The 25,690-nt window shown below is 54.0% G+C and carries 26 protein-coding genes and 1 tRNA gene; 8 read left to right on the forward strand and 19 right to left on the reverse strand.

Features of this window, described 5'->3' with window-relative positions:
- Positions 1-18 precede the first annotated feature (18 nt).
- The gene (locus FHI25_RS11255) at positions 19-957 is read right to left on the reverse strand and encodes an MBL fold metallo-hydrolase (RefSeq protein ID WP_246879042.1); all 939 of its coding nucleotides are present in this window, start codon (positions 955-957) and stop codon (positions 19-21) included.
- Between the two features lie 197 nt (positions 958-1,154).
- Positions 1,155-1,643 carry a MarR family transcriptional regulator gene (locus FHI25_RS11260; protein ID WP_008891073.1) on the reverse strand — a complete coding sequence of 163 codons (489 nt, stop codon included), beginning with the start codon at positions 1,641-1,643 and terminating at the stop codon, positions 1,155-1,157.
- 322 nt (positions 1,644-1,965) lie between these two features.
- Here FHI25_RS11260 and ectA point away from each other — a divergent pair, with 322 nt between their 5' ends.
- The 5 genes from ectA to mazG all read left to right on the forward strand — a co-directional run bounded on the left by ectA (position 1,966) and on the right by mazG (position 6,965).
- Positions 1,966-2,514, forward strand: coding sequence for a diaminobutyrate acetyltransferase (ectA, locus tag FHI25_RS11265; protein WP_008891074.1), 549 nt, complete (start codon positions 1,966-1,968; stop codon positions 2,512-2,514).
- A 126-nt stretch (positions 2,515-2,640) separates the two neighbouring features.
- A complete protein-coding gene (ectB, locus tag FHI25_RS11270) occupies positions 2,641-3,924 on the forward strand; it encodes a diaminobutyrate--2-oxoglutarate transaminase (RefSeq protein ID WP_210517880.1) in 1,284 nt (427 codons plus the stop codon).
- Positions 3,925-3,990: 66 nt separating this feature from the next.
- Positions 3,991-4,392, forward strand: coding sequence for an ectoine synthase (locus FHI25_RS11275; protein WP_008891076.1), 402 nt, complete (start codon positions 3,991-3,993; stop codon positions 4,390-4,392).
- An 83-nt stretch (positions 4,393-4,475) separates the two neighbouring features.
- On the forward strand, positions 4,476-5,981 hold the full coding sequence (locus FHI25_RS11280) for an aspartate kinase (protein ID WP_063089486.1): 1,506 nt from the start codon (positions 4,476-4,478) through the stop codon (positions 5,979-5,981).
- 159 nt (positions 5,982-6,140) lie between these two features.
- Entirely contained in the window at positions 6,141-6,965 is an 825-nt protein-coding gene (mazG, locus tag FHI25_RS11285; RefSeq protein ID WP_210517882.1) for a nucleoside triphosphate pyrophosphohydrolase, read from the forward strand.
- A gap of 6 nt (positions 6,966-6,971) precedes the next feature.
- Here mazG and FHI25_RS11290 read toward each other — a convergent pair whose 3' ends face one another.
- The 11 genes from FHI25_RS11290 to ccsA form a co-directional block, all read right to left on the reverse strand.
- Positions 6,972-7,796, reverse strand: a complete 825-nt coding sequence (locus tag FHI25_RS11290; RefSeq protein WP_349238008.1) for an inositol monophosphatase — start codon at positions 7,794-7,796, stop codon at positions 6,972-6,974.
- Between the two features lie 14 nt (positions 7,797-7,810).
- Complete coding sequence (gene hflX / locus FHI25_RS11295) at positions 7,811-9,190, reverse strand: GTPase HflX (RefSeq protein WP_210517884.1); 1,380 nt, start codon at positions 9,188-9,190, stop codon at positions 7,811-7,813.
- Positions 9,150-9,407 carry an RNA chaperone Hfq gene (gene hfq / locus FHI25_RS11300; RefSeq protein WP_008891082.1) on the reverse strand — a complete coding sequence of 86 codons (258 nt, stop codon included), beginning with the start codon at positions 9,405-9,407 and terminating at the stop codon, positions 9,150-9,152. The genes hflX and hfq overlap by 41 nt, the downstream gene beginning before the upstream one ends.
- 121 nt (positions 9,408-9,528) lie before the next feature.
- Complete coding sequence (locus FHI25_RS11305; protein WP_064789174.1) at positions 9,529-10,215, reverse strand: HAD family hydrolase; 687 nt, start codon at positions 10,213-10,215, stop codon at positions 9,529-9,531.
- Positions 10,216-10,277: 62 nt separating this feature from the next.
- Positions 10,278-11,657 carry a Trk system potassium transporter TrkA gene (gene trkA, locus FHI25_RS11310; protein ID WP_008891084.1) on the reverse strand — a complete coding sequence of 460 codons (1,380 nt, stop codon included), beginning with the start codon at positions 11,655-11,657 and terminating at the stop codon, positions 10,278-10,280.
- Positions 11,658-11,699: 42 nt separating this feature from the next.
- Positions 11,700-13,079, reverse strand: a complete 1,380-nt coding sequence (locus FHI25_RS11315; protein ID WP_008891085.1) for a sigma-54 dependent transcriptional regulator — start codon at positions 13,077-13,079, stop codon at positions 11,700-11,702.
- 47 nt (positions 13,080-13,126) lie between these two features.
- The gene (locus tag FHI25_RS11320; protein ID WP_210517886.1) at positions 13,127-15,403 is read right to left on the reverse strand and encodes a PAS domain-containing sensor histidine kinase; all 2,277 of its coding nucleotides are present in this window, start codon (positions 15,401-15,403) and stop codon (positions 13,127-13,129) included.
- On the reverse strand, positions 15,400-16,848 hold the full coding sequence (gene ntrC / locus FHI25_RS11325) for a nitrogen regulation protein NR(I) (protein ID WP_008891087.1): 1,449 nt from the start codon (positions 16,846-16,848) through the stop codon (positions 15,400-15,402). The genes FHI25_RS11320 and ntrC overlap by 4 nt, the downstream gene beginning before the upstream one ends.
- On the reverse strand, positions 16,845-17,990 hold the full coding sequence (locus FHI25_RS11330) for an ATP-binding protein (protein WP_008891088.1): 1,146 nt from the start codon (positions 17,988-17,990) through the stop codon (positions 16,845-16,847). The genes ntrC and FHI25_RS11330 overlap by 4 nt, the downstream gene beginning before the upstream one ends.
- 56 nt (positions 17,991-18,046) lie before the next feature.
- A complete protein-coding gene (gene dusB / locus FHI25_RS11335; protein ID WP_210517888.1) occupies positions 18,047-19,057 on the reverse strand; it encodes a tRNA dihydrouridine synthase DusB in 1,011 nt (336 codons plus the stop codon).
- A gap of 275 nt (positions 19,058-19,332) precedes the next feature.
- Positions 19,333-20,139 (reverse strand): cytochrome c biogenesis protein CcsA, encoded by an 807-nt coding sequence (ccsA, locus tag FHI25_RS11340; RefSeq protein ID WP_210517898.1) that lies wholly within the window; start codon positions 20,137-20,139, stop codon positions 19,333-19,335.
- 116 nt (positions 20,140-20,255) lie between these two features.
- On the opposite strand from ccsA, the gene FHI25_RS11345 reads away from it, so the two are divergent.
- A complete protein-coding gene (locus FHI25_RS11345) occupies positions 20,256-21,461 on the forward strand; it encodes a bifunctional 2-C-methyl-D-erythritol 4-phosphate cytidylyltransferase/2-C-methyl-D-erythritol 2,4-cyclodiphosphate synthase (RefSeq protein ID WP_210517901.1) in 1,206 nt (401 codons plus the stop codon).
- A gap of 84 nt (positions 21,462-21,545) precedes the next feature.
- Here the strand turns inward: FHI25_RS11345 and FHI25_RS11350 are convergent, their stop codons facing one another.
- A complete protein-coding gene (locus FHI25_RS11350) occupies positions 21,546-22,109 on the reverse strand; it encodes a septation protein A (RefSeq protein ID WP_120226037.1) in 564 nt (187 codons plus the stop codon).
- 63 nt (positions 22,110-22,172) lie between these two features.
- A complete protein-coding gene (gene cutA / locus FHI25_RS11355) occupies positions 22,173-22,529 on the reverse strand; it encodes a divalent-cation tolerance protein CutA (RefSeq protein ID WP_008891093.1) in 357 nt (118 codons plus the stop codon).
- Between the two features lie 103 nt (positions 22,530-22,632).
- Between cutA and FHI25_RS11360 the strand changes: the two genes are divergently transcribed.
- Together FHI25_RS11360 and FHI25_RS11365 are read left to right on the forward strand one after the other, a co-directional pair.
- A complete protein-coding gene (locus FHI25_RS11360; protein ID WP_063089473.1) occupies positions 22,633-22,878 on the forward strand; it encodes a hypothetical protein in 246 nt (81 codons plus the stop codon).
- A 118-nt stretch (positions 22,879-22,996) separates the two neighbouring features.
- Positions 22,997-23,575 carry a histidine phosphatase family protein gene (locus FHI25_RS11365; protein WP_210517904.1) on the forward strand — a complete coding sequence of 193 codons (579 nt, stop codon included), beginning with the start codon at positions 22,997-22,999 and terminating at the stop codon, positions 23,573-23,575.
- Positions 23,576-23,621: 46 nt separating this feature from the next.
- Here FHI25_RS11365 and FHI25_RS11370 read toward each other — a convergent pair.
- The 4 genes from FHI25_RS11370 to FHI25_RS11385 form a co-directional block, all read right to left on the reverse strand.
- Positions 23,622-23,698: transfer RNA gene (locus FHI25_RS11370), tRNA-Pro, on the reverse strand.
- Positions 23,699-23,766: 68 nt separating this feature from the next.
- Positions 23,767-24,249 carry a MerR family transcriptional regulator gene (locus FHI25_RS11375; protein WP_064781428.1) on the reverse strand — a complete coding sequence of 161 codons (483 nt, stop codon included), beginning with the start codon at positions 24,247-24,249 and terminating at the stop codon, positions 23,767-23,769.
- Positions 24,250-24,261: 12 nt separating this feature from the next.
- Positions 24,262-24,552, reverse strand: coding sequence for an integration host factor subunit alpha (locus tag FHI25_RS11380; protein WP_008891097.1), 291 nt, complete (start codon positions 24,550-24,552; stop codon positions 24,262-24,264).
- Between the two features lie 155 nt (positions 24,553-24,707).
- Positions 24,708-25,679, reverse strand: coding sequence for a beta-ketoacyl-ACP synthase III (locus FHI25_RS11385; protein ID WP_063089468.1), 972 nt, complete (start codon positions 25,677-25,679; stop codon positions 24,708-24,710).
- Positions 25,680-25,690: the final 11 nt, after the last annotated feature.

A 25,690-nucleotide genomic window follows, 5' to 3' on the forward strand; every position in this document is an offset into this window, starting at 1 on the left:
CCAAGACCCACGCAGCGATTATCCCACCACAACAAACCGATATGCCGGACCTGCCCGCTCGATCACGCCAAGGCCCGGATGCGGCATGTGGAAGCCGATAATCCGCGATCCATCGACGGCAAGCCGATCGAGCAGCATCTTGCGCGTGGCAATGCCCTTTTCGGCATCCTGATCAGATCCGCTTGGCCATTCTGGATGGATCAGGGATACGGCGACATTGGTTATGGCATCACCCACCACAAGTGCGCTGCTTGATCCGTCATGGATCATGAAAGATGTATGCCCGGGTGTGTGACCGGCGGTATCGACCGCCTCGACACCGGCTACCACCTCTGCGCCATAATCAAACAACTCGATACGGTCCTCAAGGAAGGCCATCCGGTTGCGCGCCCCGACCACAAAGCTTTTGCGCGCGTCGGGCGTTTTTTCAAGCGTATCCTCGGCCTGCCAGTATTCCCACTCGATCCGGTTCATGTGATAGCGGGCGTCGGCAAAGATCAATTCGTCGAAATCGTCAATCAGCCCCCATAGATGGTCCGGATGCGCGTGGGTAAACACAATATCGGTCACTTCGTCCGGGCTGACACCGGCCGCATCAATGTTGTCCATAAGCTTGCCGGCTGACGACATGAAATTCGGGCCAGCGCCAACATCAAACATCACCACCCGATCACCACGGCGCAAAACGGTGATGTTGCAATCGGGCAGCAACGCATCCGTTGACTGCCCTTCGGCCTTAAGCAACGCAACCAGTTCATCCTGCGAAACATCGGGAAAGGCAAAAGACAACGGCAACATCAGATTGCCATCCGATATGACCGTGATGTCTGATGCACCAAGTTCCAGGGAACCAAGCGCTGACGCAGCCGCGGGAAACAACCCTGCCGCCCCCATACCCGCCAGTGACAACGACGATTTCAGAACATCACGACGAGACCAGGAATTGTTTCCAGACATTGCATCCTCCACATATATGTTTTTTTGAATGAATGCACTCATGGTTGATTTGGTCAACCTAAAAACATACCGGGCGGAGTTTTCCACGCGCCAACAGCCCAGGATACCGCACCAAACCGCGGGTACGACACCTAGCCAACGCCGTGTGATTTTTCTTTATTTGCAATGCACTAAAGGAAACATTGATCTCGCTGCATTCAGTGACGATCTACCGCCCTTTCGACAATCTCGTCGTGGTCCAGAACGGGTGCGACGTCGATGTCACTGGCATCCATCATCCCTGAAACACGTTGCAGGGCGGCGATGAGAAACGTCTGTTCCCATTCTTCAAGATTGTTGAACTTGTCCGAAAAACGGTCATGAAGCGCCATCGGCGCGCGGTCCAGAATTGCCCTGCCCTGATCTGTAAGCCTGACGAACACCTTGCGTTTGTCGGTGTCTCCGCGCTCGCGTGTCACAAGCCGCATCGCCTGCAACTTGTCGACAAGCGCCGTGGTCGATGCCTGGGCCAGATTAACCTTGGCCGCGATCTGGCCAACCGTCATCTCACCGAATTCCTCAAGCGATTGCAAAACAAGAAGCTGGGATGTTTTAAGCCCGGTCACCTTACCAAGCTTTTTGGCGTGGATATCACTCGCCCGCAAAATGCGGCGGATGGAGATCAACGCTTCATGCAATTTATCCATTGTTATTTTCCGGACGTTTTTCGTTTCTATAGCAAGCGTTGTTTTAGCCTCGGACCCGCGGCTGCGCAACGCTTTAAGACACTTTTATATCGAATTTCGATCATTTATTCCATCGATTATCGCTATACTCAGGAAACAATATTTCATCGAAAGAATATTATCCTTATCGAAGGGCGATATATCAATGTTTAACTTATTATCAGCAACTTACGGAGTTTCACAGGAAAGTCACAGAGAAGGGGTTGATCAATTTGTATCGTTGTTCTATACATCTCTCGCGACATAAATGATCGTGTATCGAAATAACAGAGCAGGCAGACCGATGAAAATTGCCAACACAAACGGCAATACCGGCCAGAAAGCCAACCTGATTATCCGTAAACCCAAGGCCACAGACGGCGCTGCGGTGAATAACCTCATTGCCGACTGCAAGCCGCTGGATGAAAACTCGATGTATTGCAATCTGCTGCAGTGCTCGCACTTCTCAGGCACGTGCGCGATTGCCGAACTGAACGGCGAAGCCGTCGGTTTCGTTTCGGGCTACATCGTCCCCGACCAGCCCGAACAGCTTTTCATCTGGCAGGTGGCAGTTTCGCCCAAGGCCCGTGGCCTGCGTCTGGCGAAGCGTCTGATCCTTGATATTCTGGATCGTCCGTCCTGCCACAACGTCTCGCAGCTGAACACAACGATCACCTCGACGAACGCACCGTCGCAGGGTGTCTTCCGTTCCGTTGCGCGCGAACTGGGTGCTGATGTTAAGCGCAAGGTCCAGTTTGAACGCGAAACACACTTCGAAGGCGCCGCTGCCAGCGAAATTCTTTGGCAGATCGGTCCGTTCGAGCGCGAAGACGTCGAACGCGTCGCCGCCTAATCCGGCTGACCTAATTTCCCCACTTGTCATACGCGAAATGGCATCGACCATTTCCGGAACATCCGGCACGCCGGAACGTTCGGTATGACAGGTGGACTTGATTTTCCCAATCTGAAAGAGGGAACTATGACTGTATTTGATCGCCTTGAATCGGAAGTTCAGAGCTATGCACGCTCCTTCCCCGTAACCTTTGAAAGTGCTGAAGGCGCTTGGCTGACCGACGTCGATGGCAACCGCTATCTTGATTTCCTTGCTGGCGCCGGCACGCTGAACTATGGCCATAACCATCCTTTCCTGCAGGAAAAGCTGATTGATTATATCAAATCAAACGGCGTCACCCATGGTTTGGACATGCACACCAAGGCCAAGGCAGCGTTTCTTGAAGCGCTCGAAGAGAAAATCTTCAAGCCGCGTGACATGGAATACAAGGTCCAGTTTACTGGCCCGACCGGCACCAACGCCGTCGAAGCCGCTCTTAAACTGGCCCGTCGCGTCAAGGGCCGCGAAACCGTGATTTCGTTTACCAACGGCTTCCATGGTTGCACGCTTGGTTCGCTTGCCATCACGGGTAACGAACATCATCGTGGCGCGGCTGGCGTCTCGCTTGATAACGCTGTTGCCGTACCGTTTGACGGTTACATGGGTGACGGTGCTGATACCACCGAGTATCTGGACCGTGTCCTTTCGGACAACTCCAGCGGTATCGCTCTGCCCGCAGCCGTGATCGTCGAAACCCTTCAGGGTGAAGGTGGCCTGAATGCCGCTGACTTCGGCTGGCTCAAGAACCTGGAAAAGGTTTGCCGCAAGCATGACATCCTTCTGATTGTTGATGACATTCAGGCGGGCTGTGGCCGTACCGGTACGTTCTTTAGCTTCGAACCTGCTGGCATCAAGCCGGACATCATCACGCTGTCGAAATCGCTTTCGGCGTATGGTCTTCCGCTTGCCGTGGTTCTGATGAAGCCGGAACTCGATGTCTGGCATCCGGGCGAACACAACGGCACCTTCCGTGGTAACAACCACGCGTTTGTGACTGCCGCTGCTGCGCTTGACCATTTCTGGTCAGATGACAAGTTTGCTGCTGATGTACGCGACAAGGCTGCGTTCCTTGAAACGCGCCTCGATGAAATTATTGATCGCTATGGCGATGGCAAACTCTATCGCAAGGGCCGCGGCCTGATGCAGGGTATCTGCTTTGAAAGCGGCGAGCTGGCATCCAAGGTCACCAAGGAATGCTTCAAGCATGACCTTGTGATCGAAACCAGTGGTCCGGAAGATGAAGTGGTCAAATGCCTTGTGCCGCTGATCATCTCCAAGCAGGATCTGGCACATGGACTGGAAATCCTTGAACTGGCAACCGCCAAAGCCATGGGCAAGGACGTTTCCCCGTCCAAAGCAGCCGCTGAGTAACATAGTTTGGGCGACGCTTAACCGCGTCGCCCGGCCCCACAACTTAATTATATCAAAGAGTTAAAGATGATTGTTCGTACTTTGAAAGAATGTGAAGCATCCGGTCGCCGCGTCGTTTCGGACAACTGGGAAAGCACCCGTCTGTCGCTTGCCGAAGATGGCATGGGTTTCTCGTTCCACATCACCACCATTTATGCCGGCACCGAAACCGAGATCTGTTACGCCAACCATTTCGAGACGGTTTACTGCATCTCGGGTAACGGCGAAGTCGAAACCATTGCTGACGGCAAGAAATACAAGATCGAGCCGGGCACGGTTTACATCCTCGACAAGCATGACCGCCACTATCTGCGCGGCGGCACCGAGGACATGGTTGTTGCCTGCGCCTTCAACCCGCCGCTGAATGGCCGTGAAGTGCATGACGAGAACGGTGTTTATCCGCTCGATGGCGAAGCACTCGCAAGCTAACAATTTCTGGTCGGGCGGCACCTAACGACAGCCCGACCATTTAAAGCATATTCTTTAAAGGAAACGCCCCTAAAGGAGGCAACATGCTTTCAGCCCAGAAAAACAAGGACGCAGGGCATAGCGTTCACAAGATCGGCGGTACGTCGATGACCCAGGTTGATGCGGTCATGGACAACATTCTTGTCGGCAACCGTAAGGAAGACGAACTTTACAACCGTGTCTTTGTTGTTTCGGCATATGGCGGTTTTACCGACCTTTTGCTGGAAAACAAAAAGACCGGTGAACCGGGCGTCTATCAGCTTTACGCCGGCTCGGAAACCGATTGGGCCTGGGGCGATGCCTTGACCAAGGTCTCCGAAAAGATGTGCGCCATTAACGAAGAAATTTTTGGCGACGCGCCGGAACTGAAGCTTGCCAATGCCTTTGTGCAGGAACGCATTGAAGGCACGCGCAGCTGCCTGATGGATCTTCATCGCCTGTGCAGCTTCGGTCACTTCAAGCTTGAAAAGCATCTTCTGACCGTACGTGAAATGCTCTCAGCCATTGGTGAAGCGCATAGTGCGCACAACACCATGCTGCTCCTTCGCGCCAAGGGTGTAAATGCGGTCTTTGCCGATCTTTCGGGCTGGCGTGAGCCAGAGGCCTCTACCCTTGATGGTCGCATTGGAAAGGTGTTTGATGACATCGACCTTTCCAAGCAGCTTGCCATTGCGACGGGCTATGCCCAGTGCAGCGAAGGCCTGATGAGCATCTATGGCCGTGGCTACAGTGAAGTGACCTTCTCGCGCATTGCCTGCCTGACCCAAGCGCGCGAAGCGATCATTCATAAGGAATTCCACCTGTCGAGTGCCGATCCGCGCATCGTTGGCGAAGATGCTGTGCGCCCGATTGGCCGCACCAGCTATGACGTGGCCGACCAGCTGTCGAACATGGGCATGGAAGCCATCCACCCGCGCGCAGCCAAAGGCCTTCGTCAGAACGATATTCCGCTGCGGATTGCCAATACCTTTGAACCGGAACACCCGGGCACAGTTATTGACGATCATTGGGAGCCGGAAAACAGCCGTGTTGAAATCGTGACTGGCGTTCCGACCGCGTTCGAGATTGAAGTCTTCAATCAGGATATGGTTGGTGTTCCAGGTGGCGAGGAAGCGATCCTGAACGTTCTGAAACGTTACAAGGTTCCGACCGTCACCAAGAACCTGAATGCCAATACGATTACGCATTACGTGTCGGCACCGCTCAAGCAGATCCGCCGCTGTGTTGACGAGATCGAGGCGAATCAGCCAGAGGCAACCGTTCAGACTCGTAAGGTCGCGATTGTCTCAGTGATTGGTGCCAATATCGAGCAGCCGGGTCTGTTCGCCCGCGCGGTATCGATCCTTGATGATGCCGGTGTTGAACTGGTGGCCTCCCACTATCCGAGCCGCCGCGTTGATCTGCAGTTTGTTGTTGCCGAAGGCGACTTCAACAAGGCAATCGTCGCCCTGCATCGCGGCCTCGTCGAAGGCAAAAAAGAAGAAAGTGCATCATCCAAGCAAACCAAGGATGACAGCACCGAAAAACAGGAAAAGCTCAAGGCTGCATAGGCCAAAAGGGCATCCGAACATCACAGCAAAACCCGCAAGCGCCGCATTGGCCTTGCGGGTTTTGTTTTGCCTTGATCATATGCTTGTCAGTTTTGATGCAGCGCGATAGGACTTAAAGGATAAACGGGGCACACCAGCAAAACAGACGGGACATCGACCATGACCACGCATAACAGCAAAGCCATCAACGAACTCCTCGACGTCATGGCAAAGCTGCGCAATCCCGATGGTGGCTGCCCGTGGGATCTGGAACAGGATTTCTCCACCATTGCCCCCTACACCATCGAAGAAGCCTACGAAGTGGCTGATGCGATTGCCGACAATGACATGCCAGAGCTTTGCAACGAGTTGGGCGATTTGCTGTTGCAGGTGGTGTTCCATGCCCAGATGGCGAAGGAAGCCGGTCATTTCGAGTTCGAAGACGTCGCCAACAGCATCGTTTCAAAAATGATCAGCCGCCATCCGCATGTATTTGGCGACGGGGATGCCACGACGACCGATGGCGTCAATCAGACTTGGGAAAAGATCAAGGCCGCCGAACGCGCCCGGAAGGCAGAAGACAAAGGCCACGAACGCCACAGCGCCCTTGATGGGGTCGCAAGCGCCCTGCCCGCGTTAATGCGCGCGGAAAAATTGACCAAACGGGCTGCGCGTGTCGGGTTCGACTGGCCCAGCACCGATGAAGTCTTTGACAAGCTTCACGAAGAAATCGACGAACTCAAAGCCGAGATGACCGAAAACCCGGATCCGGCCCGTTTGCAGGATGAACTTGGCGATATGTTGTTTGTGATGGCCAATCTGGCGCGCAAGATCGGTGTTGACCCCGAAGTGGCGCTTCGCGGCGTGAACCACAAGTTCACCAAACGCTTCCACTTCATCGAAGATGAACTGGCACGCGACGGTCGCACGGCTGCGGACTCCGATCTGGCTGAAATGGATAGTCTCTGGAATCTGGCGAAAAAGACCGAACGCGGTCAGGTCTGATCACGCTCAGGTAAAGAGCGGTATCAGAATTTCATTGATTTCTGCCCACAGCTCCTCGGAACTGGCGCACAAAAGCCCTGCCGCCGTGGCATTGGCGTTATATTCATTATTCTTGTCGGCGGTGATATAGCGCGCATAACCACCTGCCTCACGCACCAGCAATGTGCCCGGCGCATGATCCCAGGGTTTAAGTGTCCGATAGGCACAGAAATCAAACGCACCACGCGCCGTTTCCTCATACTCGGCACCACAGCAGGAATAATGCGCAACATCGGCAAAGAAATCGAGATGGCCGTAATGCTTGCTGATGCGGTCCCGGGCATATGAAATCAGAAAACCTTTGGCATCAGACGCCTTGGTGATGTTGGAACGCACCGAAACCCCCTGATCCTGGTAACGCGTCCCCGACCCCAATTCTGCAACGGTTGCCGCCCCTTCAATCGGATCAACAATCCAGGCAGCAACGGTTTCACCACCAGAATAAAGGCCGACCATGCAACGGAACGGTTGTTTGTGATGGGCGAAGTTCTTGGTGCCATCAACCGGATCAATGATCCAGAACGGATCATCGCCGGCAAAGATCCGTTCCTGTAAAGTCGGGTCTTCATGGGCGGCTTCTTCGCCAAGTGCACGGCTGCCCGGCAAAAGATCGGTTAGGCGCCGGGTCAGAACGCGTTCGGCTTCGGTATCTGCAATCGTCACCAGATCCATCGCATGGGTCTTGGTATCGATATCGGCATCATCCAACTGACCAAAACGCGGGGCAATCTCAGCAGCCGATACTTCCCGAATAATTTCGGTCACTTTATCCATATCGACTTTAATCGCCACGCACTCTCTCCCTATCAAACCAGATGAATATCGAGCCCGGCCTTGGCACACCAGTCTTCGAAACGACCAACGCGGGTCGTATCGACGCGCACCTGAACCGAAATGCCGTCGGCACCTTCGTTGCGTTTCAAAACCTCGCCCTGCTCATAAAGCCGCGCAAGCGATTTGCCATCCGAATACGGAACACGAAGTTCAAACACCGGCATATCTTCGGTCAACCGGTCTTCAATCAGGCCAAGCAATGCATCGCAATTCGTGCCTTTGATGGCTGAAATCGCGATCGTATTGTCATGGCGCGCAGAATATTCCGAAACGGCTTGCAGTTCTTCGCCTTTGAGCTGATCGATCTTGTTCAGCGCCTCGACAAGTTCCTCACCGTCAATCGCCTTTTTAAGCCCAAGCTCCTTAAGAACCTCAAGCACATCAAGCTTTTGCTCTTCTGTTTCCGGTGAAGCCGCATCGCGGACATGGACAATCAGGTCGGCTTCAAGAACTTCTTCAAGCGTTGCGCGGAACGCCGCGACAAGATCGTGCGGCAGATCGGACACAAAGCCCACGGTATCGGACAGAATAACCTTGCGACCACTTGGCAGGATCAAACCACGCATGGTTGGATCAAGCGTCGCAAACAGCATGTCCTCGGCAAACACCTCGGACACGGTCAGCTGGTTAAACAGCGTCGATTTGCCGGCGTTGGTGTAACCGACAAGCGCCACAATCGGATACGGCACACGACGGCGTGCTTCGCGATGAAGTTCGCGCGTCCGTTTGACTTCCTCAAGCTCACGACGAAGCTTGGCAAGCTTGTCACCGATCAAACGACGGTCGATCTCGATCTGACGTTCACCAGGACCAGCAAGGAAGCCACGCCCACCACGTTGACGTTCAAGGTGCGTCCAGGTCCGGACAAGGCGCGACCGCTGATAGCTCAGCAGTGCCAGTTGAACCTGCAAACGACCTTCACGCGTCCGCGCGCGATCAGCAAAGATTTCAAGGATCAGGCCGGTCCGGTCAATGACCTTGCATTTCCATTCGCGCTCCAGGTTACGTTGCTGGATCGGGGAAAGCTGGCCGTTGATCATGACAATGTCGGCCTCAATGGCCTTGATCTGCAGACCAAGACGTTCGGTAACGCCTTTGCCAAACAGGGTTGAAGGCCGCAATTTCGCGATGGGCACAATTTCCGCGCCCACCACTTCAAAATCAAGTGCACCCGTAAGACTGACCGCTTCTTCGAGACGCGACGATGCGTCGCGCCAAGCACCGGTCTGGTCTGCGCGTTTTAGTTCCGGGTGGAAAACTAGGACCCGGGGAGCTTCTGGCGTATCGCCGCCCCCCGAAGTCAGAGATTCTTCAGCTATTTTCTTCTTCCGTCGCAGGCTGGCTCGGATCAAACAGTTTGATCGGCGTCGTCGGCATTACCGTCGAAATCGCATGTTTGTATACGAGCTGGGTATGAGCATCGCGCCGCAGCAAAACAGAGAAATTGTCAAACCAGGTAATGATGCCCTGCAATTTGACTCCGTTGACCAGAAACACGGTAACCGGCGTTTTGTTTTTACGGCAATAATTCAGGAAGACGTCCTGAACATTCTGTGATTTTTCCGCCATCGGTTAGACCTAGCCTTCTTTTATGAGCGTTTTTTTGGTTTCGGGCGGTCAAGGAAAATGTGGAACCGTCGACTTAAAGGTCTGTCACGATTCCGGCCCCATTTTTAATGACCTCTATGAACTATAAGACTTTCGAGAAGCCTTTTACAACCCCTACAAGCGCCCCGCAGTCAGCGAAATGCCAATCAGGGCTAAGAGTCGCGGAATTCTGCGTATCGCCGTGACCGGTAATTTCATCGCCAATCAGAATTGCAGTCGCCCCGACGTTGCGCGCGCACTGAATATCGACCACGCTGTCGCCAACAAACCACAGATTCTCATATTGCGGCGCCGAAGAGTCGCCCATCGCCATATGCACCGGATCGGGTGCCGGTTTGTCCTTGGCGGCATCGGTTGCACCGACAATCCGGCCAAAAAATGGTGTCCACCCAAGGTGATCGGCTTCCTTGCGCAAGAAATCCCCGTTCTTGTTGCTGACCACCCCGATATAGGTGCCGTTATCACGCAGTGCACATAACAAATCATGCGCACCGGCCAGCGGCATCAGGGTTTCAAGGTGAATAGACTGGAAATGACCGTAAAAGCTGTCTTTGGCCTGCTCCCAGCGATCTTCACCAAACAAGATCGGGAAACTGTCACGCATCGAGCGCGCGACACGCTGCTTGGTTTGTTCAAGCGTCCATGTCTCAAGCCCGAAGTCGTCAAATGTCATGTTAAGCGCTGCCTGGATCGTCCCCCAGCTATCGACAAGGGTGTTATCCCAGTCAAATATGACGGCCTTTGGCGGATGGGGCAATTGATCAGACATTTGAACTTCCGGTGGCAGGATCAGGAATATATTGTGTGAGGATTACGATAGCGGGTTGATTATCAGAAGTATTCCAGACGAACAGCGAACATCTTTTCGACCTTCTTGATCTGTTCCGAACCGGCAAATACGACAATCCGGTCGTTGGCCTCGATCACGGTGGCGGCGCGCGGCATCACAACTTCGCCATCGCGCAAAATGGCCCCAAACACCACGCTCGCCGGCATCGCGATATCCTTGATCGCCTTGCCAACGATTGGTGCAGTTTCAAGGGCTTCTGCCTCAAGAACCTCGCCAAAGCCCTCTGACAAGCTGTGCACCGCACGAATACGACCACGGCGTACATGATGCAGGATGGTCGACACCGTCGTCATACGCGGGCTGATCACCACATCCACGCCAAGTTCGGAAACCAGCGAGTTATATGTGCTTTTGTTAATCAGAGTCAGCGCACGCGGGCAGCCATACCGTTTGGCCAAAAGTGATGCCAGAATGTTGGTTTCATCATCATTGGTCAGTGCAACAACTGCCTCGGCATTACCGACATTGGCTTCTTCAAGCAGTTCAGGATCAAGAACGTCACCCCGCAGAACAACGCTTTTCTTTGGCAGTTTCTGTGCGACATAGCGCGCGCGTTCCGGATCGGCTTCGACCAGTCGGGTGGTCACACCAGGGAAGTTCTTGTTGATTTCCTCGGCCAGGAACAACGCGATGTTCCCGCCACCAAAGATCACAATACGGCGTGCTTCAGGGTCTTCGTGACCAAAGGCCGACATTGCGCGATCCACCTGATCACTTGATACGGCAAGATACACAAGATCGCCTGCCAGCATCTGGTCATCGCCCTTGGGATAGACCGCCTTGTCACCGCGGATCATGCCAAGGATCGAGATATTGAGATCCGGGAAAAGCTGATGGAGCTGACGCAACGGTGTATTGATCACCGGGCAATCGTCGCTACACCGGATGCCAAGGATTTTGACCTTGTCATCGGCAAACGGGATCATGTCGAACGCACCGGGTGCCTGAAGGCGGCGTGCAACCGCGCGCGCGACTTCCATCTCGGGCGAAATCACCACATCAATCGGAAGCTTTTCACGGCCAAACAGGCTGGCCCATTCCGGCTGCAAATAAGTCTGGCTGCGGATACGGGCAATTTTGGTTGGCACGTTGAACAACGAATGCGCAACCTGACAGGCTGTCATATTGACTTCATCTGCAAAGGTCACGGCGATCAGCATGTCAGCCTCTTCGGCGCCTGCCTGCTGCAACACATCGGGGTGCGAGCCAAAACCAATGATGCCCTTGACCTCAAGGGTGTCGGAAATCTTGCGCACCAGTTCTTCGGACTGGTCAATCACGGTTACATCATTGTTTTCCGCAGCCAGATATTTGGCAATGTGGAACCCCACCTGCCCGGCGCCGCAAATGATGACCTTCATTTCGAATTCTCCCGTTCACAACAGTCCATGATGAGTTTGGGCTTATTGCCCGTTCACACCAAGGCTTTTCAGCTTGCGATGCAAGGCTGAGCGTTCCATGCCGACAAAGCTTGCCGTTTTGGAGATATTCCCGCCAAAACGGTCGATCTGTGTCTGGAGATATTCTTTTTCAAACATCTCCCGCGCTTCGCGGAGCGGCAATGCCATGATTTCACTGGTCTTGTCAAAACTTAGCGACGTCGGCACGTCAGAAAACAGCTCTGATGGCAGCATTTTACCACTGATCAGATCAACCTTGTCGTCATCATCGGGCGCCATGATCATCAATCTTTCGATGACATTGCGCAACTGGCGCACATTGCCCGGCCAATCATAGGCATGCAGGGTTGCCATTGCTTCGGGCGAGAGTTTCCGTTTCGGAAGACCGGTCGCGTCGGCATAACGATCAAGGAACATTTCTGCCAACATCGGAATATCTTCCCGACGCTGCTGCAAGGATGGCACTTCAAGCGGCACAACATTCAGTCGGTAATAAAGGTCCTGCCGGAATTTCTGCTCGGCGATGCGTTGTTCAAGATCGCGCGCAGTCGTTGCGATAACGCGCACATCAACATTGACCGGCACAGATCCGCCAACGCGTTCAAACGTCTGATCCTGCAAAACCCGGACAATCTTGCCCTGGGTTTCAAGCGGCATATCAGCCACTTCATCAAGCAACAAGGTCCCGCCATGCGCAAGCTCAAGCACACCTGTACGCGCCTCACGATCCGAAGTCGCAACCGCCCCAAACAGCGATTCTTCCATGGTGTCGGGCGAAATATTGGCACAGTTCAGCACGACAAACGGTGCTTCCGCACGGGCGGATTTCTGATGGATCAGGCGCGCGACAACTTCCTTGCCCGATCCGGCCGGACCATGGATCAGAATGCGGCTGCCGGTACGCGCAACCCGTTCGGCCGACTGGCGCAAGTTGTTCAAAACCGATGATTTGCCAACAAGTTCGGTATCACCACCGGCCCGCAAAGTCAGTTCGCGGTTTTCACGACGCAGGCGCGCATCGTCAATGGCGCGTTCGACCACCATTAGCAGGCGGTCAGTATTGAACGGTTTTTCGATAAAATCATATGCGCCGATGCGCGACGCTTCGAGTGCCGTTTCAATATTTCCGTGACCGGAAATCATCACGACCGGGACTTCGCTGTGCTCGCGCTTGATCAGCTTAAGCGTCTCGATGCCATCGTGATCGCTTTCATCCATCCAGATATCAAGCACCACAAGGCTTGGGCGGCGTGCTGCAACCTCTGACAGCGCGCCCTGGCTTGATCCTGCCTGACGGGTTGTATACCCCTCGTCCTCGAGAATGCCTGATATCAGAGCCCGGATATCTTCTTCATCGTCGACAATAAGAATGTCGTGCGCCATGTCGTGACCAAATCAATCTTTTTCTTGTTTCGATTTTGACAACTAAATCAATTGCCTGAGGAATGTGCGTCCGAAGCCACACTATCAATTTCGGCTTCTACAACCTTTGGGAAAGATAGCGTAATCGTAGCTCCGCTTTCAACGCCGTCGGAGAGTATAAGCTCTCCACCATGGTCTTCCATGATTTTCTTTACGATCGCCAATCCAAGCCCGGTTCCCTTTGATCGGGTCGTGACATAGGGCTCGGTCAGACGTTCGCGATGTTCTGCCGGAAGACCTTTGCCGTTATCCGACACAGCAACGAAAACACGTTGATTATCGGGCGACACCGCGACTGAAATCTCGATCTTGCCAGGTGGCAGTTCACCTTCTTCGGGCTTTTCACGGCCTTCAATCGCCTCTGCCGCGTTCTTGAGCGTATTGGTCAGGCATTGATTGACCTGATGCGCATCACATGAAATTTGCAGATCTTCGATGCCACTGCGATCAAAATCATAAGTGATATTGCTGTGTGCCTGTTTTTGCAGGAAGACCGCACTTTTCACCAGCTCACCAATATTTTCCAATCGCATGGTTGGCGATGGCATGCGGGCAAAGCTGGAAAACTCGTCGACCATCCGCCCGATATCGGACACCTGTCGGATAATCGTATCGGTACAGGTCGTAAATACTTCCTGATCGTCGGTGATTTGTTTCAGATAGCGGCGCTTCAAACGTTCTGCTGAAAGCTGGATCGGTGTCAGCGGGTTTTTGATTTCATGAGCGATACGGCGCGCGACATCAGCCCAGGCCGCCATACGCTGTGCGGTCTGTAGTTCGGTGACATCATCAAATGTCACGACATAGCCAAACACCGTGCCATCATCGGCCCATTCCGCGGTCACACGCGCCATCAGTGTCAGGTTAACCCCATCACGCCGGATTTCGATCTGGCGTGGCTTGCTGCGATCCCCGTCGCGGGCAAAATCGTCAAACAGCGGCTGAAACTCCGGAATAACGTCGGTCAGTTCCTGTGCCAGGTAATCCTCAAGATCGACACCAAGAAGATCCGATGCACTGCGGTTTGGAAGATCAATCTTGCGTGCCGGATCAAGGCCAATCACACCGGCGGTAACCCCGCCCAGGATCGCCTCGGTAAAGCGCCGCCGTTCATCATTCAGCCGGTTGGCCGCAATCAGTTCATTTCGCTGGGTTTCAAGCTGGGCTGTCATGCGGTTAAACGCACGACTAAGCGCCTCAAGCTCATCCCCCTGCCCGTCAAGCGGCACACGGAAAGACAAATCTCCGTCGCGCACGCGTTCCGCGCCAGTAATCAACTGCGACACAGGCTGGACCAAACGGGTTGCCACCATAAGCCCCAACGTCACAGCCGCCAAAAGCAGCACCACGGAGATCAGAACGAAGATCATGACAAAGGTAATCACAATCCCCGAACGTTCACCTTCAAGGCTTTCATAGGCGTCAACAGCACGCCGTGCCTTGTCGATGCGATCCAGAACATTGGGATCGACAAACCGACCAACCAGCAAGAAAGCATCAATAAAGCTTGGGATCTTGGCGATTGCGCGGATGCGGTTATCGCTTGAACCGATCATTAGCACGACGTCTTTCTGCCGTGCTTCGTCAAAGACTTCCGGTGGCACCGAAACCTGATTGGCATCGTAGGAGAAACTGTATTCGGATTGGGCGATAATCTGACCGGATCCGTCGACCATCATCACTTCCGGCAACCCGCGCGCCAGCGCCTGGTCAGTCAGAAAGTTCGAAATGCGGTCCGGACTGGTCGAAAAATTGACCCCGAAACGCTGCAAGTCACTGGTGGTTGCCAAGGCATCCGCGCGGATCAGTTCCTGGTGTTCGCGCAAATAGGCATCGGCAATCACCATACTTTCTTCAACGGCCGTTCTGATGCGGTCGCTAAACCAGCCCTGAATACCGAAATGCAGGAAAAGTGCCGAGAATATTGCAACCACAATCGCTGGTGTCACCGCCACCAGCGAGAACATCAGAACCATACGGGTATGAAGCTTCGCCCCGGCAACCCCGCGCCGACGTTCCACCCAGATCTGGACAAGCTTGCGCGCCACGAGCGTCGCTAATAGCAACACCAAGACAAGGTCGATGTTTAGCAGTAACAAAATCAGGCGCGGGTCAGGCCGAAATGGCGCCGTCCCGGTCATCGCCAGATAGGTCGCCGTTACCGAAACAAGGGCAGCCGTAACCAATCCAAACGCAAAACGCCGTGACTGTCCCAGCCGCCCCAGAAACCGTACAAAGCCCGACCGCAAGAACCGGTTGGAGATCGAACGGTCGGTATTATTCATTTCGTGCCCCTGACGACTTCCAGTCCAAGATCACGGATTTTCTTGCGCAGCGTATTGCGGTTAAGGCCAAGAACCTCTGCGGCCTTGACCTGATTGCCCCGTGTTGCTTCAAGTGTCACGTTCAAAAGCGGACGCTCCATTTCCCGCAAAATGCGATCATAAAGACCGTTCGCAGGCAGATCGTCATCATGGGCATCAAAATATTCGCGAACATGGCGTTCAATGGATTCTGAAAGTGACTGTGGTTCCGCAGTCGGTGCGGCTTCGCTGATATTGTTCTCGGAAAACTCGGTCTCGATGACATCGACACCGATGACATCATGCGAATAAAGTGCCGTCAGGCGACGCACCATGTTTTCAAGTTCGCGGATGTTGCCCGGCCAGCGGTGCGCTTTTAGGCGCGCCATGGCCTCGGACGACAGCGTCTTGCGCGGAAGACCTTCTTCGCTGGCCTGCATCAGGAAGTGATTGACCAGTTCCGGAATGTCTTCGAGCCGTTCACGCAGCGACGGCAGACGGATCGGCACGACATTCAGGCGATAGAACAAATCTTCACGGAACGTGCCTTCACGGATCAGCTTGCGCAAATCACGGTGCGTGGCAGCAACAATGCGCACATTGACCCGAATGGGCGTGCGCCCACCAACGCGGGTGTACTCACCTTCCTGTAAAACACGCAGCAAGCGGGTCTGGGCTTCAAGCGGCATGTCGCCGATTTCATCAAGAAACAGCGTGCCGCCCTCGGCCTGTTCAAACCGGCCGACCTTGCGTTCATTTGCACCGGTGAAGGCACCTTTTTCGTGGCCGAACAGTTCGCTTTCGATCAATTCGCGCGGAATGGCGGCCATGTTGATGGCAACAAACGGACCATGACGGCGTCCACCATATTCATGCAGTGCGCGCGCAACCAGTTCCTTGCCGGTACCGCTTTCACCGGTCACCATCACCGTCAGGTCGGTATTCATCAAACGCGCCAGCGCACGATAAATTTCCTGCATCGCCGGCGAACGGCCGATCAGTGGCAGGCGATCATCGCCCTCCTCATCCTCGGACTTACCGGTTTCATTGGCCTGCGGCGTCTCAAGTGCGCGATCAACAATCCCCATCAACTCATTAAGATCAAACGGTTTTGGAAGATATTCAAACGCGCCGCGCTGGGCGGCCTTCACCGCCGTCATCAGCGTATTCTGAGCACTCATGACAATAACGCGAAGGTCCGGGCGCAGCTTGCGAATGCGCGGCACCATATCCAACCCGTTCTCGTCAGGCATCATCACATCGGTAATTACCAGATCGCCATCCCCATCGGCGATCCAGTCCCAAAGTGTGCGGCCATGGCCAGTACTGCGGACTTCGTGTCCCTGACGCGACAATGCCTGCGTCAGGACAGTGCGAATGGCCCGATCATCGTCGGCAACCAGAATTCTCGCAGGGCTCGTACTCATGCGGTTTCTTCCCTGTTATTGATTATGATCGGATCAGCGGCCCCCTCGGCCAATGCCCGATTGTAAATTGGCAGCATGATTTGAAACTCTGCACCTCCCCCGGGCACATCTTTCACTTCAATCACACCGCCATGGTCATTGATAATTTTCGCAACCAGCGCAAGGCCAAGTCCTGATCCGGTCGGTTTTGTCGTCACAAACGGGTCAAACAGGCTTTCACGCATGTCTTGCGGAATACCCGGCCCGTTATCGCGTACCGACACCACCAGCGGCAGGTGAACACGTGCGTCACCACCGGCCACGGCAAGGCGGATCCCATGCTGATAGCGGGTCGAAATGGTAATAACACCATCCTTGGGATCGACTGCCTCACCGGCATTCTTGATCAGGTTCAAAAACACCTGAACAAGCTGATCCCGATTGCCAAATACCGGCGGCAAGGACGGATCGTAGATTTCTTCGAAAGTCAGGTTCTTGGCAAAGCCGTTTTCCGCCAGACGACGCACATGCTCAAGAACCGTATGGATATTGACAGCCCCACGCTCCAGCGGCTTGTCAGAGAAAATCTCCATCCGGTCAACAAGCTCAACAATACGGTCGGCTTCATCACAAATAAGGCGCGTCAGCACGCGATCATCTTCGTTGCTGGTTTGCTCAAGCAATTGCGCGGCACCACGAATACCTGAAAGCGGGTTCTTGATTTCATGCGCCAGAATGGCCGCCATGGCACTGACAGAGCGTGCAGAATTTCGACTCAGCAACTGGTTGTCGATCTTTTGCGCAATCGACCGCGGCTCAAAGGTCAAAACCGCACAATCGCTGTCATCGGGCATGGACCCGACGGTAAGGTTAACGGTGTGCTTGCCAATTTTAGGGCTTTCGATCAGAAGATTATGATCTGCAACCAAAGTTGCCTCATCAACGGCCTGTCTGATCAGGGAAAACACCGGGCTGTCCTGTGGGATGAAATCCGTCAGGTCACTGCGGCACAACACGGCGGCACTGGTGTTAAACAGTTGCTCAGTGGCCTGATTGACAAACTTGATTTTGCCATCCCGGTTGGCCACGACAACAGCACTCGCAATCGCGTTCAGAACACCGGTCGGGTCGACCCCATTGCCTTTTCCAAATCCCAGTCTCATGCATATCTTCCCCGACAACAGTTTTTGACCGTCGCCATATTATTGTTATGAGGTAATCAGGCGGCTGCCTGATCCAGTTTGATTTCGTTTTCGATCAACGGTTCATAGAACGACCGGATTTGATTTTTGACTTCGGCTGGATCATCCAACACATTGACAACGCGACGAAATTCCGTCGCATTTCTCAGGCTGTTGCAATACCATGCCAGATGTTTGCGCGCGATGCGCACACCCTGACGGCCATGATGATCAATCATCGCATCATAGTGACGCAGAATGGTCTGGAGCTGAACTTCAAGTGTTGGCGCCGGAAGCTTTTTCCCCGTCGCAAGATAGTGTGACACCTGTGCAAGGAACCAGGGACGCCCCTGTGCCCCACGTCCGATCATGACCCCGTCTGCACCCGATCGTTCAAGCAGTTCCTTGGCATCTTCTTCGGTGTTTACATCACCGTTGCCAAGAACCGGGATGGAAACCGCTTCCTTGACCAGTGCAATCGCATCCCAGTCGGCATCACCCTTATAGAACTGGCAGCGCGTGCGCCCATGAATGGTCAGCATCGCAATACCCAGATCCTCGGCAATGTGGGCAAGCTTCGGAGCATTACGGTTATCATCATCCCAGCCAAGACGCATTTTCAACGTCACCGGAACCGACACCGCATCCACCGTCGCCTTGATGATATCGGCAGCCAGCTTTTCATCACGCATGAGTGCCGAGCCGGCATAGCCCTTGGTCACCTTCTTGGCCGGGCACCCCATATTGATATCGATGATCATCGCCCCGCGGGCTTCGTTCATCCTGGCGGCCTCGGCCATTTCTTCGGGTTCGGTGCCGGCAAGCTGAACTGAAAGCGGGCTTTCGGCGGCACAGTCGCCGTTCATTTTGCGGACTTCTTTTTCATGCCGCTGGATGCGGGTCATAGCATCCGACGCAATCATTTCGGACACAACAAGATGTCCGCCAAATTGGCGGACCTGTTGCCGAAACGGAAGGTCAGTCACACCTGACATCGGTGCCAGCACAACATTCTCTGGCACATGTACAGAACCGATCTGCAATGACATGAAGGAATTCCAATTGCCTAAAACTTGGGCAGATTAATAAAACTGGCCACGACATGCAACAACTCTCAGCCTGTTGATGCAATTATCGTTGTTTCAAACCTGAAAATTCTAGGAAAATCCGACGAAAGTTCAACATTGCCGGGACTAACCATCCGATCAGGAATGCGCGCCCGTCCCTGAATAATGACTAGCAATTATGCATACATCAAAAGGATGATCGTAAAAATTGAGCAAGCCACAATCCGGCAGGGCTATCTGGTCGCACTGTTTCCGGACTAGCCGATGATATATCCGGTTACCAACCGAACGCCCGGAAACGCCAAGGTCAGAAGCAACCAGGCGCCAAGAACAAAGCGTACGGCCATGCGCCCACGCAAGGTAGAGCGTTCATGGATAAAGATCAGCACACAAATGGTCGCAAAACCCAGCAAGGTCAGAAGCATCTTGTGGTCGATTTCCCACAGGCTCTGGCCTTCAACATATCGAAGCGCAAAGCCCGAAATGATCCCGATGATCAGGATCCAGGCCGACCATTTCAAAAACCCGACCAACATGTATTCACTGTCGCGCAGCGGCGGCAGACGTCGGCTCCAGCGGGTCGGCTTGCGTTTTTTCAGGGCATATTCCTGAACGACATAAGCCATCGCCGCAATCGCAGCCAAAGTCACAAGCGCATAGGTGATCAGTGAACTGCCGATATGCGCCCAAAGCCAACCTGAATAAAGTGCCGGCCCATCCACGGTTTCAGCAACGTTGTTGCCAAATACCCGGAAGACCGCCGCCAAAACCGCGAAAAGAAGCAGATAACCGCCAATATACCCGGCCAATCGCCAGACCTGATGCGGGCCTTTGCAAATTACCAGACCACCAAAGATCAGGATCACAGTCAGTTCCGACCAATGCAGGGCTGCGGCAAAGCCACGCGACTGAACTTCCTCGCCGGCAACTCCCAGCAACACCATCGTGCCTACAGCCGCCAGACAAATGGATGCATAAAGCCAGATATCACGCCGTGGTTCAGGGCGCATGATCTGTCCGGTCAGGGGCAACAGGGCAAGGATATGGATATATGCTGCAAGCATCTTGAAACCCGTTTCAGTCTCCGGGATCAATCGCGACCCCGATATTGCATTTGCCGACTTGGCAAAACCTCCGCAGAAAGATAGCCTGCGGCGCACTCACGACAAGCCATGGCTTTATGTTTATGACCCAAAAAACAGGCGTTGTCATCGTCGCTGCCGGCAGCGGTAGCAGATTTGGCGACCCGATACCAAAACAATATCACATGCTTGGCGGCAAAAGCATTCTTGCACATTGCATCGAATGCTTTGCACGACATACCGATCCCGACCTTATTCAGGTGGTCTATAATCCCGCCCATCAGGACTGGTATGAAAGCGCAACAGCGACCTTGAATGAAACCGGATTGCTCCCCGCGCCGGTGCCAGGTGGTGACACCCGACAGCAATCGGTTCTGAACGGATTGCGCGCCCTTGAGTCCAAGGGACCGGATATCGTTCTGATCCACGACGCAGCACGCCCGGGAATATCCGATGACGTGATTGATCGGGTTATGACAGCACTTCGCACCCATCCAGGGGCGATACCCACCCTGCCTGTGGCGGATACCATCAAACAGGCAGATCGCGATGGCGTCATCACCAAAACGATTGCACGCGAAACCCTGCAACGTGCGCAGACCCCACAGGGGTTTGATTTCAAAACGATTTTCGATGCGCATCAGAAATTCGAAGGCCAGGAATTTACCGACGATGCAGCTCTGCTTGAGGCCATCGGGCTTGATGTGATCTGCGTTGCCGGCACCACCAACAATGACAAGATCACCCATCGGGATGATTTTGGCCGGGCGCAAAGCTGGGCAAATACGACAGACAAGGAAACAGCGCACATGTCGCAAGAAGAATATCGGGCTGGCACCGGATTTGACGTTCACCGCTTCGCGCCGGGGGATCATTGCATCCTTTGCGGCGTAAAAGTCCCGCACAGCGCGCGCCTTGAAGGCCATTCCGATGCCGATGTCGGCCTGCATACCCTGACCGATGCCATTTTGGGGGCGATTGGTGCTGGCGACATTGGCCAACACTTCCCGCCAAGCGACATGCAATGGAAAGGTGCGGCGTCTGACATCTTCCTCAGACACGCGGCAGACCTTGTGCGCAAGCGTGGCGGGCGGATTGTGAATGTCGACGTGACGCTCATCTGTGAACGTCCGAAAATCGGGCCACACACCCCTGCCATGCGTCAAAAAGTCGCAGAAATTCTGGGAATTGATGTAGACCGCGTCAACGTCAAGGCCACGACGACCGAACGACTTGGCTTTACCGGGCGCGAAGAAGGCATTGCGGCTCAGGCGGCCGTCAGTGTTGCCCTTCCGATCAACTGATCAACCGAGAAGACCAACAAAACAAAGGGCAGGATCAAAATCCTGCCCTTTTGCATTTCAAGGATATATGCGCGCATCAGAAACTTAGGACGCTGCCTTGTCGCCCTCTTCTTCTGGCAACTGGTGTTTCATCAGCACCGGCACCTGCGCCATGCCAAACACCATGGTGATCGGCATAATGCCCCAGACCTTGAAGGCCACCCAGGTATCGGTCGAGAAATTGCGCCAGACGATTTCGTTGACCACGGCCAGAAACACAAAGAAGAACGCCCAACGCCAGGTCAAAATGCGCCAACCTTCATCGGTTGCCTTGAACGCACTTTCCAAAACCAGCTTCAGGAACAGTTTCCTTGCTGCCAGTCCGCCAAACAGGATGCTGGCAAACAGCAAGTTCACAATGGTCGGCTTGATCTTGATGAACAATTCATCATCGAGATACAGCGTCAGGCCGCCAAACACGATGACAAACACCCCACCGATCAGCGGCATCACCGGGATGGTTCGCGCCAGCGCGTATGACGTCGCAAGTGCGACGACGGTGGCGGCGACAAACACTGCCGTTGCTGTCATCAGGTTGGTCGTTGCATTCACCGCAAAAAACAGGACCAACGGCCCCATTTCGAGGGCCATTTTGGTAAGCTGGTTCATTAACTCGTATCATCCCATGGAATAAATTTGCGCCATCCTAGGGGGCATACCCACCAGATGCAATCACATCAGCCGTGATCCGGATCCCAACTGGGTTTGCAGCCATGAAACATAATCATGATTGCCTCGCCCCAACGGGAGCTCAAGAATACAGGGGACCTCATAAGGGTGGTGATCTTCGACCCATTGCGCCAATTCGAGCGCCTTGGTTTTTGACGTTTTCAGAATAACCACCACCTCGGTTTCTTCCTCGACATCGCCATCCCATTCGTAGATCGCCGTCATATGAGGCAAGACATTGGCACAGGCCGCCAGTTTTTCGCGAATAGCACCACCCGCAATCACACGCGCCATATCCATGTCAGGCACCGTAACATACAGAAATGACATCTCACTTGGTTGGAACTCTTCTGGCGTCATTGCGATTGCTCCATGGTTGATAATCCGTCACACTGATCAGGGTCAGGACCTAACATCCGATGTTTGTATCACCAATCATATCATAACGGTGCGAGGAGTACCGATGGCGGGGAAAAAACATTCGAAACCGACCGATGTGCAGCTTGAATGGCTGCGCCGTGGTCTCAGCCAGCCCGGTGGCAAATTGCCGCTTTTTGACGGCAATGGCAAACAGATCAGCGAAAAAACGGTTCGAAGCTGTATTGATCATGGCTGGGCGGCACCGTGGTTTGACAACCCTGTCAAACCCGATTGGCTGATCTGCAAGCTGACTGACGAAGGGCGTCGGGTCGCCAGCGCAGGCAATTAACGCACGCTCCCCATACCCTTGGCCTGCCAAACCCGCAAAATCCTGACCGATCTGATCCGATCCCGACGATTGCGGGTATCAGACTCATCTTTCTGATGGCAACAGATGGGTAAAGATCATGCCGATATCGCTGCGAACTATGTTCCGCGTCGTCACCGTTCTGGGTGCTTTTCTATGCCTTCCGCACGCGGCTACCGCCTCCGACGAAGCATGGCAGATCTGGCAGTCTGACGGTGTTCATGCCCTGATGCGCCATGCCATTGCGCCGGGCACTGGTGATCCGGCAAACTTCACCCTTGGCGATTGCACGACACAGCGCAATCTGGACGACACCGGCCGCCAACAAGCACGTCAAACAGGCGATCGCATCCGCGCAATGGGGATTGAATTAACCTCAATCCTGACAAGCCAGTGGTGCCGATGCGTTGATACCGCACGGTTGCTTGATCTTGGCCCGGTGACTGAGGAGCCCGCACTGAATTCCTTTTTCCGCAATCGCAGCACAGAATCCGAACAGACCGCCGAAATCAAAGCAAAGCTTGCCAGCCTTCCCGGTGATGAAAAGCTGTTACTGGTGACCCATCAGGTGAACATCACCGCCCTGACCGACATTTTCCCGCGGTCCGGTGAAATCATTCTGTTCAGGATGTCTGATGATGGCAAGGAACTAAAAGTGCTTGCGCGCCTGATGCCGTAACATCCCAAGACGCGAAATTTCGCAATAATATCAAAGGGGAGATAATTGGTCGGAGCGAGAGGATTCGAACCTCCGACCCCCTGCACCCCATGCAGGTGCGCTACCAGGCTGCGCCACGCTCCGACCGTAGAGTTGCGCCGTTTGGCGCGGCTCGATAAATAGCGGCGCCACGCCAAAGACGCAAATGGTTTTTATGGATTTTTTTTAACGTCCTGCAGGCCTGTGCGCAGGATCGCCTGAAGTTCTTCGAGTTCGCCCAAAACAGCTTTCAGCGCTGTTTTGTCCGGACCGGAGACACTGGTCATTCCAGACACAGTGGATCCAGGCGCCATATCCGATGCGCCCGTCTCTGCGTCCTGGCCGGTTACAGCGATTTCCGATGGCAACTTGCCCTTGTTCTGATCAAGGAGCTTTTGCACCCCCTTGATCGTAAAGCCCTGATCGTGCAGCAGCGTGCGAATATGGGCAAGGAAATCAATATCTTCTGGACGATAATAACGTCTGCCCCCTGCCCGTTTCATCGGCTGGATCTGGGGAAACTTGGATTCCCAGAACCGCAGGACGTGCTGCTGAAGACCAAGCTCCTTTGCAGCCTCGCTAATTGTGCGAAAAGCAGAGTCAGACTTTGCTGTCCGGCGGGAAGTTCCCGCCGCAGCCCCCAAGTTCGTTTTCATGACTTCTTTTTCTTAAGCGTTAATTCGGGCTTTCAGGACCTGTGAAGGCCGGAAGACAAGCACCTTACGCGGAAGGATCGGTACTTCTTCACCCGTTTTCGGGTTTCGTCCGATACGCTGACCTTTCTGACGAACAGAGAAACTTCCGAAAGAGGAAATTTTTACAACTTCGTCCTTGATCAGTGCCGATGAAATTTCATCGAGAACAGTTTCAAGCAGCTGGGCGGATTCATTCCGCGACAGACCAACTTCCTGATAAACGGCTTCCGCGAGATCCGCACGGGTAATCGTTGTTTCCGACATGACAGGCCGCCTCCTAATTACGGGACTTAATTTACAAGGCTATATCTGGTAGCGAAATCACTCAATATCAACAGGATACAATGCTTTTTGACGGAATGTTGTGAAAAATAAGAATTTCACGTGAATTTGTGTCATTCCGCACAAATGGTCCGACTTTACCAACGCATTAGTGATGCGCCCCAGGTAAAACCGCCGCCCATGGCTTCCAGCACGACAATATCACCGCGTTTGACACGTCCGTCATGGACCGCCTCGGCCAGTGCCAATGGAATTGACGCCGCAGACGTGTTGGCGTGACGATCAACCGTCACAACCACCTTATCCTTGGAAATACCAAACTTGCGCGCCGTACTATCGAGAATGCGCTGGTTGGCCTGATGCGGCACCAGCCAGTCAATATCGCCCGGTTCCAGGCCGGTATCGGCCAGAACTTCGCGGATAACGCTGGCAAGGTTGGTCACAGCATGACGGAAGACTTCCTGACCTTCCATACGCAAATGCCCGACGGTCTGCGTCGCAGATGGCCCGCCATCAACATAAAGAAGTTCATACTTGCTGCCATCGGAATGCAGACGGTTGGCAAGAATACCCACGTCTTCAATCGTGCCCGTGCCTTCAACGGCCTGCACGACGACAGCCCCCGCACCATCACCAAACAGCACGCAGGTCCGGCGGTCTTCCCAATCAAGGATACGCGAAAAGGTTTCTGCACCAATGACAAGCGCGGTTTTGGCCTGACCGTTACGGATATACATATCCGCCGTCGTCAGCGCATAGATAAAGCCAGAGCAAACTGCCTGCACGTCAAAGGCGAACCCTTTGACCCCAAGGCGATTTTGCACCTTGGTGGCTGTTGCCGGGAATGTGTTGTCCGGGGTCGCGGTCGCAACAATGATCAGATCGATGTCATCAGATGTGACACCGGCATGTTCCATCGCGCTTTTGGCAGCAGCAAAGGCAAGATCACTGGTGGTTTCACCTTCGGCTGCGATGTGGCGCTGACGAATGCCCGTGCGGGCAACAATCCATTCATCTGACGTGTCAACGCGCTTGGCCAGATCATCATTGGTTACAACGTTTGCAGGCAAATATGAACCGCAACCAATAATGCGAGAACGAGTTGTCATGATTTGGGGAC

The organism is Thalassospira sp. ER-Se-21-Dark, from assembly GCF_017922435.1.
Taxonomy (GTDB): Bacteria; Pseudomonadota; Alphaproteobacteria; order Rhodospirillales; family Thalassospiraceae; genus Thalassospira.